This window comes from Micromonospora noduli (genome assembly GCF_003264365.1).
GTDB classification, from domain to species: domain Bacteria; phylum Actinomycetota; class Actinomycetes; order Mycobacteriales; family Micromonosporaceae; genus Micromonospora; species Micromonospora noduli.
The window spans coordinates 1-13,906 of record NZ_PYAK01000053.1 but is presented as its reverse complement, the minus strand read 5'-3'; the positions used below and the strand labels follow the sequence as shown (position 1 = coordinate 13,906).

12 protein-coding genes and 1 pseudogene are annotated in these 13,906 nt (G+C 72.9%); 8 read left to right on the top strand and 5 right to left on the bottom strand.

From position 1 onward, the window contains the following. The first annotated feature begins 332 nt into the window (after positions 1 to 332). The gene (locus GUI43_RS35180) at positions 333 to 1,451 is read left to right on the top strand and encodes an RNA-guided endonuclease TnpB family protein (protein WP_112700064.1); all 1,119 of its coding nucleotides are present in this window, start codon (positions 333 to 335) and stop codon (positions 1,449 to 1,451) included. A gap of 43 nt (positions 1,452 to 1,494) precedes the next feature. Here GUI43_RS35180 and GUI43_RS27065 read toward each other — a convergent pair whose 3' ends face one another. Beyond that, positions 1,495 to 2,370, bottom strand: a complete 876-nt coding sequence (locus GUI43_RS27065; protein ID WP_225855049.1) for a terpene synthase family protein — start codon at positions 2,368 to 2,370, stop codon at positions 1,495 to 1,497. Between the two features lie 198 nt (positions 2,371 to 2,568). After that, on the bottom strand, positions 2,569 to 3,198 hold the full coding sequence (locus tag GUI43_RS27060; protein ID WP_112700070.1) for a TIGR03085 family metal-binding protein: 630 nt from the start codon (positions 3,196 to 3,198) through the stop codon (positions 2,569 to 2,571). Positions 3,199 to 3,370: 172 nt separating this feature from the next. Here GUI43_RS27060 and GUI43_RS27055 point away from each other — a divergent pair, with 172 nt between their 5' ends. From GUI43_RS27055 to GUI43_RS27045, 3 genes are all read left to right on the top strand, one after another. After that, positions 3,371 to 5,254, top strand: a complete 1,884-nt coding sequence (locus GUI43_RS27055; protein WP_112582724.1) for an ABC transporter ATP-binding protein — start codon at positions 3,371 to 3,373, stop codon at positions 5,252 to 5,254. 114 nt (positions 5,255 to 5,368) lie between these two features. Further along, complete coding sequence (locus tag GUI43_RS27050; RefSeq protein ID WP_112700062.1) at positions 5,369 to 7,159, top strand: ABC transporter ATP-binding protein; 1,791 nt, start codon at positions 5,369 to 5,371, stop codon at positions 7,157 to 7,159. Positions 7,160 to 7,243: 84 nt separating this feature from the next. Continuing rightward, positions 7,244 to 7,993 (top strand): DUF2470 domain-containing protein, encoded by a 750-nt coding sequence (locus GUI43_RS27045; protein WP_112582722.1) that lies wholly within the window; start codon positions 7,244 to 7,246, stop codon positions 7,991 to 7,993. 39 nt (positions 7,994 to 8,032) lie between these two features. On the opposite strand, the gene GUI43_RS27040 is transcribed toward GUI43_RS27045, so the two are convergent. From GUI43_RS27040 to GUI43_RS27030, 3 genes are all read right to left on the bottom strand, one after another. Then, positions 8,033 to 8,629 (bottom strand): TetR/AcrR family transcriptional regulator, encoded by a 597-nt coding sequence (locus GUI43_RS27040; protein ID WP_112582721.1) that lies wholly within the window; start codon positions 8,627 to 8,629, stop codon positions 8,033 to 8,035. Between the two features lie 91 nt (positions 8,630 to 8,720). Continuing rightward, positions 8,721 to 9,476: an ABC transporter permease gene (locus GUI43_RS27035; RefSeq protein ID WP_112582720.1), complete on the bottom strand. Its 756-nt coding sequence runs from the start codon at positions 9,474 to 9,476 to the stop codon at positions 8,721 to 8,723. Continuing rightward, positions 9,473 to 10,228, bottom strand: coding sequence for an ABC transporter ATP-binding protein (locus GUI43_RS27030; RefSeq protein ID WP_112700061.1), 756 nt, complete (start codon positions 10,226 to 10,228; stop codon positions 9,473 to 9,475). Before GUI43_RS27030 ends, GUI43_RS27035 begins: the two co-directional genes overlap by 4 nt. 597 nt (positions 10,229 to 10,825) lie before the next feature. On the opposite strand from GUI43_RS27030, the pseudogene GUI43_RS34745 reads away from it, so the two are divergent. The 4 genes and pseudogenes from GUI43_RS34745 to GUI43_RS27015 all read left to right on the top strand — a co-directional run. Continuing rightward, positions 10,826 to 11,104, top strand: a pseudogene (locus tag GUI43_RS34745) (phosphoribosyl-AMP cyclohydrolase); the annotation flags it as partial. Between the two features lie 186 nt (positions 11,105 to 11,290). Then, on the top strand, positions 11,291 to 11,722 hold the full coding sequence (gene hisI / locus GUI43_RS34740) for a phosphoribosyl-AMP cyclohydrolase (protein WP_112582823.1): 432 nt from the start codon (positions 11,291 to 11,293) through the stop codon (positions 11,720 to 11,722). Positions 11,723 to 11,780: 58 nt separating this feature from the next. Next, the gene (locus tag GUI43_RS27020; protein ID WP_112700060.1) at positions 11,781 to 13,334 is read left to right on the top strand and encodes an anthranilate synthase component I; all 1,554 of its coding nucleotides are present in this window, start codon (positions 11,781 to 11,783) and stop codon (positions 13,332 to 13,334) included. Between the two features lie 55 nt (positions 13,335 to 13,389). Beyond that, positions 13,390 to 13,906, top strand: a 517-nt coding sequence (locus GUI43_RS27015; protein ID WP_112700069.1) for a Trp biosynthesis-associated membrane protein, incomplete at its 3' end; no start/stop codon positions are given.

Here is a 13,906-nt window from a genome sequence, read left to right as displayed (position 1 = left end):
GGTTTGGTTATGCCTCGTCGTCGGGATCCGGCCGCGCCTCGGGTGGTGTATCGCACCGCGCGGGTGGCGTTGCGGGTGACGCCAGGGCAGCGGCGGCGGTGTTTTGGGTTGCTGCGTTCGGCTGGTGATGTGTGGGCGTGTGTGTTGGAGGTGAACGCGTGGCGGCGCCGCCGTCGGGACGCGCCGTTGTCCGGCTATCAGGAGTTGTGTCGGGAGTTGGCGGCCTCGGGGCCGGGCACGTTCGCCGAGTTGGACTCGGCGGGGGCCCGGTCGGTGTTGCGCCGGTTTTCCGACGCGTGGTTCGCGGCAGCGAAGCGGCGTAAGGACGTGACGTGTCGGCGGGGTTCCCGCGTCGGCGACGGGGGTTGGTGCCGGTGCGTTGGCATCACGGCACGTTCGTCCTGGACGGGCGTCGGGTCCGGATCCCGGTGGGCAGGGGCGCGGCGCCGTTGTGGGTGAGGTTGGCGAGGGAGGTGCCGTACCCGCTTGAGCAGGTCCGCTCGATCACGCTGCTGTGTGAGGGCGGTCGGCTGTTCTTGGATTTGAGTGCTGAGATTCCGATCGCGACCTATCCGGTCGGCGCTGGACCGGACCCGGGTCGGGTCGCTGGGGTGGACCTGGGGATCATCCATCCGTACGCGGTGACGGGCCCGGACGGTGCGGGGTTGCTGGTGTCAGGGCGGGCGATCCGCGCGGAGCACCGCATGCACCTGGCTGACACGAAAGCCCGCCGCCGGGCGGTCGCTCGCCGGGCGCCGAAGCCGGGTCAGCGGGGTTCGCGGCGGTGGCGCAAGTACCGGCGCCGCGCCCGCATGGTGGAGGGCCGGCATCGGCGCAGGGTCCGTCAGGCCCAGCACGAAGCCGCCCGTTCGGTCGTGTCGTGGGCGGTAGAACAGCGTATCGGTGAGCTGCGCGTCGGGGACCCGCGTGGGGTGCTTGACATCGAGGCCGGGCGGCGGCACAACCTGCGGTTGCGGTTGCGGTTGCGGCAGTGGCAGGTCGGTCGGCTCTTGCAGGTCCTCACCGACAAGGCCACGCTGTCCGGTATCACGCTGTGTCTCGTGAACGAACGTGGCACGTCCTCGACCTGCCCTGCCTGCCAGCGGCGGGTACCGAAACCCCGTGGGCGGACCCTGTCCTGCCCGCACTGCCGGTTTTCCGGGCACCGTGACCTGGTCGCGGCTGCCACCATCGCCACCCGTAGCCCGGGCGGCGGACCCACCACCCCGACAGCTGTTGTGTTGTCGGAGGTGCTCACGCACCGTCGAGCCGGACGGCATCTTCCCGGTGCCGGCCAGTCCCGACGTGATCCCCGCCGCCCACGCGTGGCGCGAGGATCAGTTGGCCCGCGGTGGCCCGCCCCACCACTCGGTGGGGAGTCGCTCGCCCACAAGGCGAGGATCCACAACGACCACCGGACACCCGGTGAACGTTCATGGACACCGCACTAGCCCTGGTGATCGTCCGTCCCATCCCATCAACCGGTACGGCCGATCAGGCGTACCGGGCAGCCACCACTGACCAGTCGTAGGTCGCCCGGACCCAGTTGCGCCGGGCCGCCAGGGCGTCGCGGATCCCGTCGTCGCCGGCGGCGCGCAGCGCCCCCTCCGCGTCCAGGTACGTCGCCAACCCCTGGTTGAACCGGTGTGCCGCACTCCGGAGCGCTGTCACCTCGTCCGTGCCGCTGTCCTTGGCGAGCACCGTGACCAGGTTGTGCGCGTCCGGGTCGGCCTGGCTCTCCTTGCCGTAGGAGAAGAGGTCGTTGCACCAGCAGACCAGGTCCACCGCCAGCAGGTCCAGGGCGACCAGCCCCGGGTCGGCGCGCTGGGCCGGCCCGGAGGGCCGCGTCGACGCCAGGTCGGTCAGGGTGAGGCAGGGGTGCACGCCGCCGATGTGCCGGCGCAGCTGCACGTACTCCGCCACCTCGGGTACGCGCCGACGTTCCCGGTTGCCCGCCTCCCAGAGCAGCGCCAGCAGGTACTCGCGCATCTGGCTGACGAACCGCAGCAGCAGTCCGGCGTGATCGTGCAGTCGGGTCCGGCGGCAGAGGTCGTGCAGCGCGTCGCCCAGTGGCCCGACGGCGGGCGGTGCGACGTACGGGTCACCGCAGCGGTCCAGCACGTCGAGCAGGGTGCTGATCGCCGGGCCCAGTCGGGCCGGGTCGGCACCGAGGCCGTCCTCGTCGCAGGCGTCGTCCATCACGAAGAGCCAGCTGATCAGGTCTGTGAGCAGCCGTAGGCCGTCCACCGAGCCGTCCGGGCAGGCGCGGCCGGCCAGTCCGGCGGCGTCGGCCCGTTCCAGGCGGTGTACGCGTTGGCTGGAATCGACCAGCCCGAACGTGCGCGCCCATTCGATGCTTTCACTCGCCACCTGGTCCGTGGCGCCGTGGCGCCCCGTGGGAAACGGGGGTTCCCGCAGCGCCGAAATCGCGAAGTCCCGCACAGTGTGCCCCCACTCCGTGCCGCCCGGCGCGGAGCGGCGCGGTGAAGCGTACGGGAGAAGCTATCGGCGTGTATCGTTGGGTGTGGAAATTCCACAGGCATATCGTGACCGTTTAAGTACAGGCGGTCACATGCCCAGGTTGGCGGCGCGCAGCCGCCGAGCAGCCTCCGCCGAGCCGTTCAGTTGGACCCGGGCCACCCGTTGCCGGCCGGAGAAGAACAGCACCAACTCGGCCGGGGCGCCGACCAGGCGCAGTGGCTCACCACCGCGACCGAGGGAGACCTCACCGTGGCCGGGCGCCTGCACGTAGAGGTCGGCCGGAAAGCGCCGCAGTGCCAGCCGGGCCATCGGGGCCGCGCGTTTCCAGAGCGCGCTCTGCAGGCCGGTGGGCAGAACGCGCGGCTGCCACCCGGTGCCGGCCCGCCGGACGTCCTCGTGATGGATGAAGAACTCCATCGTGTTGGCCAACTCGTCAGTCAGCGGGTTGCTGACCGGGCTCCACAGCGGCGGTCGGCGCACCTGTGCCACCAGCTCGGGGTAGGGCCGTGCGGCGAGTCGCCGACGGACCCGCTCGGAATAGCCGCGCAGCGGCGGCAGCACGATCCCACCCGCCGCGTCCGGACGGCGCTCCCGCAGCACCAGATGCGCGGCGAGGTCACGGGTCGCCCAGCCCTCGTTGATGGTCGGGGCGTCCGGCCCGAGGGCCAGTAGAAGATCGGCCAGCGCCTCGCGCTCGGCTCGGGCGTACCGCGGCATGGCCCGATCGTAGGCCCGGTGGCCCGTCGGCGCGCGACACCGGACGGCGGTCGGCGCCTGCGGCAGGCCGCCGTCCGGTACGTGATGGTCGACATATCCAGTCAGGGTCGGCGGCACTGGCCCCGACCGGTAAGGATGAGGGAGATAATTGCGGCTTACGGCGGGGGAGAGCGTGGCGAGCAAGACAAGTCGGGACGTTCTCAGTCGAGGGCTGGGGGTCCTGCGGCAGGCGATCCGTGAGCAGCCGCGGATCTTCGCGGTGGCGGTCGTCGGCAGCGTGCTCTTCGGCGGGATGATCATTGTCAGCGCCCGGGTGGTCGGGTCGGTCATCGGTGAGGTGGCGCTTCCGGCCATCGAACGCGGCGAGGTGGGCGCCGGCACCCTGGCGCTGGCCGCGGCCGCGTTGTTCGGGATCAGCGTGCTGCGGGTGGCGGGCATCTTCGGCCGCCGGCTCGGCGCCGGTTACATGCAGTACCGCCTCCAGGCCTCCTACCGCCGCAGGGTGACCCGTCGGTACCTGGAGCTGCCGCTGTCCTGGCACCACCGCAACTCCACCGGCACCCTGCTCTCCAACGCCAACTCCGACGTGGAGGCGGCCTGGTACCCGATCGCGCCGCTGCCGTTCGCCGTCGGCACGTTGGTGATGCTGGTCGGCGCGATCGTGTCGCTCTTCGCCACCGACTGGGCGCTCGCCCTGGTCGGGCTCGCGGTCTTCCCCGCGCTGTTCGCGCTCAACGTCGTCTACTCCCGCCGGATGGCCCCCCGGCAGGCCCGGGCGCAGCGCCTGCGCGCCGAGGTCAGCGGCATCGCCCACGAGAGCTTCGACGGCGCCCTGGTGGTCAAGACGATGGGCCGCGAGGCCCAGGAGACCGCCCGGTTCGCGGGCCGCGCCGGTGAGCTGCGCGACTCGCTGATCGCTGTCGGCCGGCTGCGCGGCATCTTCGACCCGCTGCTGGAGACACTGCCCAGCCTCGGCACCCTGGCCGTACTGGTGGTCGGGGCGTTCCGGCTGCGCCAGGGCGCGATCAGCGTGACCGAGCTGGTCAGCGTGGCCTTCCTCTTCACAGTGCTGGCCTTCCCGGTGCGGGCCATCGGTTGGGTGCTGGCCGAGCTGCCGCGCAGCGTCGCCGGGTGGGACCGGGTGCGCCGGGTGCTCGACGCCACCGGCGAGATGCCGTACGGGCAGCGGGTGCTCGACCCGGCCGGCGCCGGCCCGGCCACCCTCACCTTCACCGACGTGCACTACTCCTACCCGCCGGCCGAAGCGCACCCGCCCGGCGCGCAGGTCCTCGGCGAGGTCGGCTTCACGGTGCCGTCCGGTAAGACGGTGGCCCTGGTGGGGCCGACCGGCGCCGGCAAGTCCACCATCGCCTCGCTGGCGGTGCGCCTCGTCGACCCGGACTCCGGCACTGTGAGCCTGGACGGCGTGGACGTGCGCGAGCTGACCTCCGCGTCGTTGGCCGGCACGGTGGCCCTGGTCGCCCAGGTGCCCTTCATCTTCGACGACACGGTGCGCGCCAACATCGCCCTCGACCGGCCCGGTGTCGACGACGAGGTGGTCTGGGCGGCGCTGCGGCTGGCCGAGGCGGACGGGTTCGTCGCCGCGCTGCCCGATGGTCTGGACACCATGGTCGGCGAGCGGGGCACCTCGCTCTCCGGCGGTCAGCGGCAGCGGCTCACACTGGCCCGCGCGCTGGCCGGTCGACCGCGCCTGCTGGTGCTCGACGACGCGACAAGCGCTGTCGATCCTCGAGTGGAGGCGGCCATCCTGGCGGGGCTGCGGTCGTCGACCACGCAGGCGGGAGTTCCGGCCGCGTCGATCCTGGTGGTGGCGTACCGCCGGGCCACCATCGCGCTCGCCGACGAGGTCATCTACGTGGAGCAGGGACGGGTGGTCGCCCGGGGCACCCACACCGAGTTGTTGGCCACCGTGCCCGGTTACGTCGACCTGGTCACCGCCTACGAGCAGGCCGAGGTGGAGCGGGCACAGGAAAGTTCCTACGGCGACGACGTGGCACCGCTGCCGTCGGGCCTGGAGATCGAGGTGGACCGGTGAGCGCGAGGAGTGCAGCGCAGCGGAGCCCCGCAGTCGCGAACGAAAGGCCAGACCGGTGAGCGCGAGGAGTGCAGCGCAGCGGAGTCCCGCAGTCGCGAACGAGAGGCGGGCCCGGTGAGCGCGACCACGGAAACGAGTGACACGCCGGAGGCCCGGCAGGAGACGACCTGGCAGACCCTGCGTCGGGGCCTGGCGCTCTCGCCGGAGCTACGGATCGGTCTGGCCGGCACGTTGGCCCTGGCGTTGGTCTACATGGTCGGTCGGGTTGCCGTGCCGGTCGCCGTGCAGCAGGGCATCGACCGGGGCCTCGTCGGTGGTCTGGATCTGAACGTGGTCTGGACGGTGGTGGCGATCACCGCGGCGATCCTGACGATCACCACGATCTGCGGCTACCTGATGATGCGCCGGCTGTTCACGGTCAGCGAGACGGCTCTGGCCAACGTCCGCACGCGCGCGTTCCGCCACGTGCACGACCTGTCGATGTTGCACCAGCAGTCGGAGCGGCGCGGTTCGCTGGTCTCGCGGGTCACCAGCGACGTGGACCAGATCACCCAGTTCCTCCAGTGGGGCGGGGTGATCCTGCTGGTCAACCTCGGTCAGCTGGTGGTCACCACCGCCGTCATGCTGGCGTACTCCTGGCAGTTGACAGTGGTGGTGTTGGCCGCGTTCCTGCCGGCGGTGTTCGTCATCCGGCAGCTGCAACGTCGCCTCGGCAGCGCGTACGCGACGGTGCGTCAACGCACCGGGACGTTGCTCGGCGCGATCGGCGAGAGCGTGGTGGGCGCGCCGGTGATCCGGGCGTACGGGATCGCCGGGCGCACCGAGCGGCGGCTGGACGAGGCGATCGACAGGCAGCGGCTGGCGCAGCAGCGGGCGATCCGGATCAGCATCGTGGGCAGCTCGGTCGGGGAGTTGGCGGCGGGGGTGGCGCTGGCCGGCGTGGTGGTGCTCGGCGTGCTGTTGGGGGTGGACGGCACGCTGTCGATCGGCCAGCTGACCGCGTTCCTCTTCCTGGTGACGCTGTTCATCCAGCCGGTGCAGATCGCCACCGAGGTGCTCAACGAGGCGCAGAACGCGATCGCGGGTTGGCGTCGGGTGCTGGACGTGCTGGACGTAGCCCCGGACGTGGCCGACCCGGGGGAGCAGGGGCGGGAGCTGCCGGGCGGGCCGCTGGACATCCGGTTCTCCGGTGTGCGGTTCGCCTATCCGGGTGGTCCGCCGGTGCTGCACGACATCGACCTGGAGATCCCGGCCAAGAGCCGGGTGGCGGTGGTCGGTGAGACCGGCAGCGGCAAGACCACGTTCGCCAAGTTGCTGACCCGACTGATGGACCCGTCGGACGGGGCGGTGCTGCTGTCCGGGGTGCCGCTGACCGACGTCCGGTTCGGCTCGCTGCGCTCCCGCGTGGTGATGGTGCCGCAGGACGGGTTCCTCTTCGACGCGACAGTGGGGGACAACGTCCGGTTCGCCCGGCCGGAGTTGACCGACGAGCAGTTGAGCGCCGCCTTCACCGAGCTGGGCCTGTCGGACTGGCTGGAGGGTCTGCCGGCGGGCCTGGACACTCCGGTCGGGGAGCGCGGCGAGGCGCTCAGCGTCGGGGAGCGGCAGCTCGTCGCGTTGGCCCGCGCGTACGTGGCCGACCCGGACCTGCTGGTGCTCGACGAGGCGACCAGCGCGGTGGACCCGGCGACGGAGGTGCGGTTGCAACGCACGCTGGACGCGGTCACCCGGGGCCGGACCACCCTCGCCATCGCGCACCGGCTCTCCACGGCGCAGGCCGCCGACGAGGTGATCGTGGTGGACCGGGGCCGGGTGGTGCAGCGCGGCCCGCACGACGAGCTGGTTCGCGACGCCGACTCGGTGTACGGCCTGCTCTACGCCTCCTGGCTGGAACAGACCCGGTGAGGTGCGGCGGTGTGGTGGACGTCGACGGGCGGGTGCTCTAGGCTCCGGGTTAGGTAAGCCTAACCTCTGAAGGAGGTCGCACCCATGCGGCCCAACTCCGCCGAGATCGTCCGTACCCTCGTCGCCGGCCGCCTGCCCGGCCTCGTGCACCTGGCCCACCGGCCGGGTCCGCACCACGCCCGGCACGTCACCGACTCGGACGGGCGGGTGCTGCTGCTGGTGCCGGTGGCCAGCCATCTGGCCGCCGCCCTGCAACCGGCCGCCGGGGGCAGCGACGTCGCGGTGGTGCTCGACGTGCTCGACCTGCCGCCCGCCGCCGGCGCGCCCGGGCTGGGTCGCGCCTGGGTGTCCGGCTGGGCGGCCGAGCTGCGCGGCGACGAGGCCCGCCACGCGGCGGTCGAGTTCGCCGCGGTGGAGCCGACCGGCGACCTGCTCGACCTGGGCACCCGGTTCCGACTGTTCCGCTTCGAGGTGGTCGAGGTCCGCTGGGAGCGGGCCGGCGTCGTGCACCGGATCGACCCGGTGGAGTACGCCGAGGCCGAGCCGGACCCGGTGCACCCGGTCGAGGCCCGCCTGCTCGCCGACCTCGCCGAGTGCCACGGCACCCAGGTGACGGAGTACCTGCGCCGGCAGCTCGGGTTGACCGAGCACACCCCGGAGGGGCCGCCCCGGGTGGTGCGCATCGACCGCTACGGGCTGGTGGTGGCCCTCGGCCAACCCGGTGCCCGGCGTCGGGTCCGGCTGGCCTTTCCGGGCCCGGTGGCCGACCCGGCCGAGCTGCCGCGGCTGCTGCCGCCGCTGCGACTCACAGCCGACGCCCGACCCCCGCGCTGACCGCCCTCCGCTGGTCGGGCTGCCGCCTTCGCTGTCGGGTCAGCTCGGCAGTGGGCCGGTGAGGTAACGCTGGATCGTGGGGCCGATCGCGGCCACCAGGGTTTCCGGATCCGCCGAGGCGACCGGCTCAAGGCGCACCACGTGCCGCATCATGGCCAGGCCGATCATCTGGGTGGCCACCAGGGAGCCCCGCAGCGGTAGCTCGACCGGGTCGACGTCGAGGTTTTCCAGCACCCGGCGCAGCACCTGGGTGGTGACGAACTCACGCAGCAGTCGAGCGGTCCACTCGTTGCTCACCGCGGAGCGCAGCAGTGCCTGCGCCGCGCTGCCGGTCGGGGAGTCCCAGACGCCGAGGAAGATGCGCACCATCCGCTCACCGACGCCGTCCCGGTCGCCGGCGAGCACCTTCGGCACCAGCTGACCGGGGTCGACCGGAAAGTTCATCGCGGCCAGGAAGAGCTGGTCCTTGCTGCCGAAGTAGTGGTGCACGAGCGCCGGGTCGACCTGCGCCGTAGCGGCGATGCCCCGGATCGAGGCGGCGTCGTAGCCACGTTCGGCGAACGCCGTCCGCGCCGCGTCGAGAATCGCCTCCCGGGTGCCCGGGTTGCCGGGTCGCCGGCCGGTCCGCCGCGTCATCGCCGCCCTTCGTTCGTCCGCCTCGGCCCGTCGTGGGCCCGGCCACGCCGGGGTCGGCTGCCGCGCTGGCCGCCGCCCCCGGCGCCGGCGGTCAGCCGCTGCGTCGGCGCAGGGTGGCCGCCGCGAGCACCAGCGCCAGCACCACAGCGCCGAACACCACAGCGACGTCGCGCCACATCCGGCCGGTCGGTTCGGCGTGGGCGCCGACCTCCTGCAACGCCTCGATGGCGTACGACAGGGGGAAGGCGTCACTGAGCGCCTGGAGCCAGCCGGCCATCTGGTCGCGGGCCACGAACAGCCCGCAGAGCAGCAGTTGGGGGATCACCACGACTGGCAGGAACTGTACTGCCTGGAACTCGGTGCGCGCGAAGGCACTGCACAGCAGCCCGAGGGCGACGCCGAGCACCGCGTCGAGCACGGCGATCCCGATCACCAGCCCGATGCCGCCGGCGGTCTCCAGATCGAAGATCCAGTACGCCACCGCGGCGGCGACGGCTGCCTGCACGGCGGCGGCCAGCCCGAACGCGATGCCGTACCCGAAGAGCAGATCGAGCTTGCCCAGCGGTGTGGTGAGCAGCCGCTCCAGCGTGCCCGAGGTGCGTTCGCGCAGCATGGCGATGCTGGTCACCAGAAACATGATCACAAAGGGGAAGATGCCGAGCATCACCAGCGCGACCCGGTCGAAGGTCGTCGGCTGGCCGGGCGGGGTCGGTTGGTCGGCGTACATGAAGTAGACCAGGGTGAGCAGGACGGCCGGAACCACCACGAGCAGCGCGATGGTCCGCCGGTCGTGCCGGAGCTGACGCAGGATGCGGCCGGTGGTGGCGGCGAGAATTCGCGCGTTCATGCTGTCTCCCGTGCGGCTGTCGCGTCGGTGCTGGTGGCGGCGGCCTCGCCGGCCCGGATGAGCCGCAGGAACGCCTCGTCGAGGTCGTCCACACCGGCGGCGGCGCGGATCGCGGCGGGGCTGTCGTCGGCGATCAACCGCCCCTGGCGGATCAGCAGCAGTTGGTCGCAGCGCGCCGCCTCGTCCATCACGTGGCTGGACACCAGCAGGGTGGTGCCGGCGGCGGCCATCGCGTGGAAGCGGGCCCACAGGTCGGCCCGCAGCACCGGGTCCTGGCCGACGGTCGGCTCGTCGAGGATGACCAGCTCCGGCTCCCCGACCAGGGCACACGCCAGCGAGGCTCGGCTGCGTTGACCGCCGGAGAGGGTGCCGACCAGCTGACCGGCGGCCTCGGCCAGCCCGACATCGCTGATCGCCCGGTCGGCCTCGACGCGCCCGCGCCCGTACAGGGCCGCGAAGTAGCGGGCGTTCTCCCGGACGGTCAGGTCGGCGTAGACGCTCGGGGCCTGGGTCAGGTAGCCCACCCGGTGCCGCAGCGCGGGGGTGCCCGCCGGTTGGCCGAGCACGGTGACCGTCCCGCCACTGACCAGCTGCACCCCGACCACCGCCCGCATGAACGTGGTCTTGCCACTGCCGCTGGGGCCGAGCAGCCCGGTGACCGCGCCGCGCGGGACCCGGCAGCTGATGCCGTCCAGCACCCGCCGCCCACCCCGGTCCACGACCAGGTCTCGGACGGCTATCGCATCGTCCATCACGCACCTCCACAGAAACTCATCACCTGTTGAACTCAACGCTAGATGAAATACCGCGCCGGGCGCAACGCCCGCGCCGGTCTTCGGGGAGCCGACCGTCGCGCGGAGCGCGAGAACGGGCAGTAGGCTCCGGACCGGACACGAAGTCCGCCAACGGGCATTGCGCGCCGATCGGACGTACGGCACGATGGCGCGGTGGGTCACGCTCCGTTACCGGATAGCGGTTTTCTTGAGGACTGGGCCGCGCGGTTGCGGCAGGCCGCCGAGCGGCCGGTGGTCGGCATCCTGTTGCGCGGCAGCCACGCCCGCCGCGCCGCCACCGCGCACAGCGACGTCGACCTCGACGTCCTGGTCGGCGGCGCCCCCTACGCTGCCCGCCGGGCCTACCTGGACGCGTCCGCAGGCCAGGTCACCCATGTCTCGGTGGCCGCCCGGGACATCCGGTCCTGGGTGCACCGACTGGGCGAACCGGCCGACTGGGCGTTCGGGCTGCCGGTAACCGCGCCGGCGCGGCTGCTCTGGGCCGACCCGCACTGGCGGCCCCGGATCGACCTGCCGGTGCTCTGCCAGCCCGCCGAGCCACCCCGACTCGAAGAGATGATCGCCACGCTGGGTAAGGCCGCCTCCGCCCGCGCGGCCGGCGACCGCCTCGGGGTCCGGCTCGCCGTCGCCGACCTGGCGCGGCTCTGCCCCTCGGTGCTGCGACCGGCCAACCCGTCCGTGCGGGTCCACTCCCGTCGGGCGGCCTTCGCGGCGGCCCTGGAACTGCCTGTGGCACCATCCGGCTACCGGACGGACATGCTGCTCTGCCTCGGGCTGCGCCCCGGCGCCACCGGGCAACTCTGGGCCGCTGCCGTACGGCTGGTCGCCGGCACGCTGCCGTTGATCCGACCGTACGCCGAGGAGATCGCCGACACGGCCGGCCCGGACCTGGCCGCCGCCCTGGTCGACTCCCGGCTGGACCGCTACGTCGCCCAACTGGCCCGGCCGGCCGGGCCCCCGCCGCAGCCCTGCCGGGAGCGGTCGGCGGTGCCCGCGCCGCGTGCGGGAGAATTGGTGACTGTGCCCGTACCTGACCCGCCGGTGACCGGCGTCCCCAGCGATCCGAACGAGCTGCCCGCGCCCGCGCCGGCGCGCCCGTCCCGGCTCGACCCGGCCATCGCGGCCCAGCTGCGCCGCACCGCCGACGGTCTGGTCGCCGCAGTGGTGCGCGCGCACGACTCCGGTGAGGTGCTGATGGTCGCCTGGATGGACGACGAGGCGTTGCACCGCACCCTCACCACCGGCCGGGCCACCTACTGGTCGCGCAGCCGCCGCGAATACTGGGTCAAGGGCGCCACCTCCGGGCACCACCAGTACGTGCGGTCGGTCGCCCTGGACTGCGACGGGGACGCGCTGCTGGTGAGCGTGGACCAGGTCGGCGCGGCCTGCCACACCGGGCACCGGACCTGCTTCTTCACCGAGCTGCCCGTCACCGGGACGGAGGCACCGTGAGCGCGCGGAGTGCAGCGCGGCGAGGCACCGCAGACGCGACCGAAAGGCGGGTCGGCTGATGACCGACGGCACCCTCAGCCCCGACCTGGCCACCTTTACGGCGCTGGCCGCCGACTGGCGGGTCGTGCCGGTCACCCGGCGGCTGCTGGCCGACGCGGAGACCCCGGTCGGGGTTTACCGGAAGTTGGCCGGTGGACCGGGCACGTTCCTGTTGGAATCGGCCGAGCAGGGCGTCGGCTCGGCCGGCATGGCCTGGTCGCGGTACTCGTTCATCGGCGTACGCAGCAGCGCGACCCTGATCGAGCGCGACGGCGTGGCGACCTGGCTCGGCCAGCCGCCGGCCGGGCTGAGCACCGAGGGTGACCCGGTGCGGATGCTGCGGGAGACGGTGGAGGCGCTGGCCGGCCCGGTCGGGGACCCGTCCGACGGTCTGCCGCCGCTGACCGGGGGCATGGTCGGCTACCTCGGCTACGACCTGATCCGGCGCTTCGAGCGGTTGCCCGAGCTGACCGAGGACGACCTGGGCGTCCCGGAGCTGGGCATGATGCTCGCCACCGACCTGGTGGTGCTCGATCACTACGACGGCTCCGCGATCCTGGTCGCCAACGCGGTACTGCCGCCGTTGGACGCCCAGGACCGCGCCCCGCAGGTCGCCGCCGCCTACCACCACGCGGTCGGCCGGTTGGACGCGATGACCACGGCGCTGTCCCGACCCATCCCGCCGATGATCTCCACGGTCGAGCGTCCGCCGGCCGGCGAGGTGCTCTGCCGTACGCCCGACGGCGGCTACCCGAAGGCGGTGGAGGCGGCCAAGGAGGCGATCAGGGCCGGTGAGTGCTTCCAGATCGTGCTCTCCCAGCGCTTCGAGCGGACGACCCACGCCGACCCGCTGGACGTCTACCGGGTGCTGCGCACCAGCAATCCCAGCCCGTACATGTACCTGCTGCGCTTCGACGGGTTCGACATCGTCGGCTCCTCTCCGGAGGCGCACCTGAAGGTCACCGGGGCCGCGGACGGGCGGCGCCGGGCGTTGTTGCACCCGATCGCCGGCACTCGGCCGCGGGGCGGCACCCCCGCCGCCGACGCCGCGCTCGCCGCCGAGCTGCTCGCCGACCCGAAGGAACGAGCCGAGCACGTGATGCTGGTCGACCTCGGCCGCAACGACCTGGGTCGGGTCTGTCAGCCCGGCAGCGTGGAGGTGCCCGAGTTCGCCACCATCGAGCGGTACAGCCACGTCATGCACATCGTCTCCACCGTCACCGGCACGCTGCGTGACGACCAGAGCGCCTTCGACGCGCTCGCCGCGACCTTCCCGGCCGGCACGCTCTCCGGGGCGCCAAAGGTGCGCGCCATGGAGATCATCGAGGAGTTGGAGCCGGTCCGCCGTGGCCTCTACGGCGGCACCGTCGGCTACTTCGGCTTCGGCGGCGACCTGGACATGGCGATCGCCATCCGGACCGCGCTCATCCGCGACGGTCGCGCCTACGTCCAGGCCGGAGCGGGGGTGGTGGCCGACTCGGACCCGGCCGCCGAGGACCAGGAGACGCGGAACAAGGCAGCGGCCGTGCTGGCCGCGATCGCGGCCGCCGAAACCCTCCGGCCGGCACGGTGAACGCGAGGAGTGCAGCGAAGCGGAGCGCCGCAGTCGCGAACGAAGGGATGAACTCGTGAGCGGCGGGGAGCGGTCTGTCGTGGGCCGGCGCGCGTTGACGTACGCCGTGCTGCTCTGCCTGGCCGGCGCGGCCCTGGCGCTGTGGGCCGCGACGCGCAGCTGGTCGGTCGAGCTGACGGTACGTCCGGCCCCGCTGCCGCCGGTGCGTGACACCCGCAGCGGTGCGAGCCTGCTGCCCTGGCTGCCGGCGTTGGCCCTGGTGACCTTGGCCGGGGGTGGCGCGGTGCTGGCCACCCGGGGCCGCCTGCGTCGGGTGCTCGGGGCGCTGCTCGGCGTGCTCGGTCTGGCCGTGGCGGCCGGCGGCGGGTATGGGCTGGTAGCCGACATCGGTGGCGACGTGAGCCGGCAGTGGCCGGCGCTCTGCCTGGTCGGCGGCCTGCTGGCCGCCGGGGGCGGCTGGTGGACGGCGGCGCGTGGCGGTGACTGGCCGGCGATGGGCCGACCGACTGGTTCGACAGCGTGGGTCGGATCGACGGCTGGCGGCAGGCGCTGCTGGCCGCCGGGCTGGATCC

What these genes read in the sequence shown, in the direction of transcription:
- GUI43_RS27060 (WP_112700070.1), bottom strand. Translation starts at nt 3,198, where the DNA reads ATGCCGCGGTACGCCCGAGCCGAGCGCGAGGCGCTGGCCGATCTTCTA.
- GUI43_RS27045 (WP_112582722.1), top strand. Translation starts at nt 7,244, where the DNA reads ATGCGGCCCAACTCCGCCGAGATCGTCCGTACCCTCGTCGCCGGCCGC.
- GUI43_RS27040 (WP_112582721.1), bottom strand. Translation starts at nt 8,629, where the DNA reads ATGACGCGGCGGACCGGCCGGCGACCCGGCAACCCGGGCACCCGGGAG.
- GUI43_RS27035 (WP_112582720.1), bottom strand. Translation starts at nt 9,476, where the DNA reads ATGAACGCGCGAATTCTCGCCGCCACCACCGGCCGCATCCTGCGTCAG.
- GUI43_RS27030 (WP_112700061.1), bottom strand. Translation starts at nt 10,228, where the DNA reads ATGGACGATGCGATAGCCGTCCGAGACCTGGTCGTGGACCGGGGTGGG.
- GUI43_RS27020 (WP_112700060.1), top strand. Translation starts at nt 11,781, where the DNA reads ATGACCGACGGCACCCTCAGCCCCGACCTGGCCACCTTTACGGCGCTG.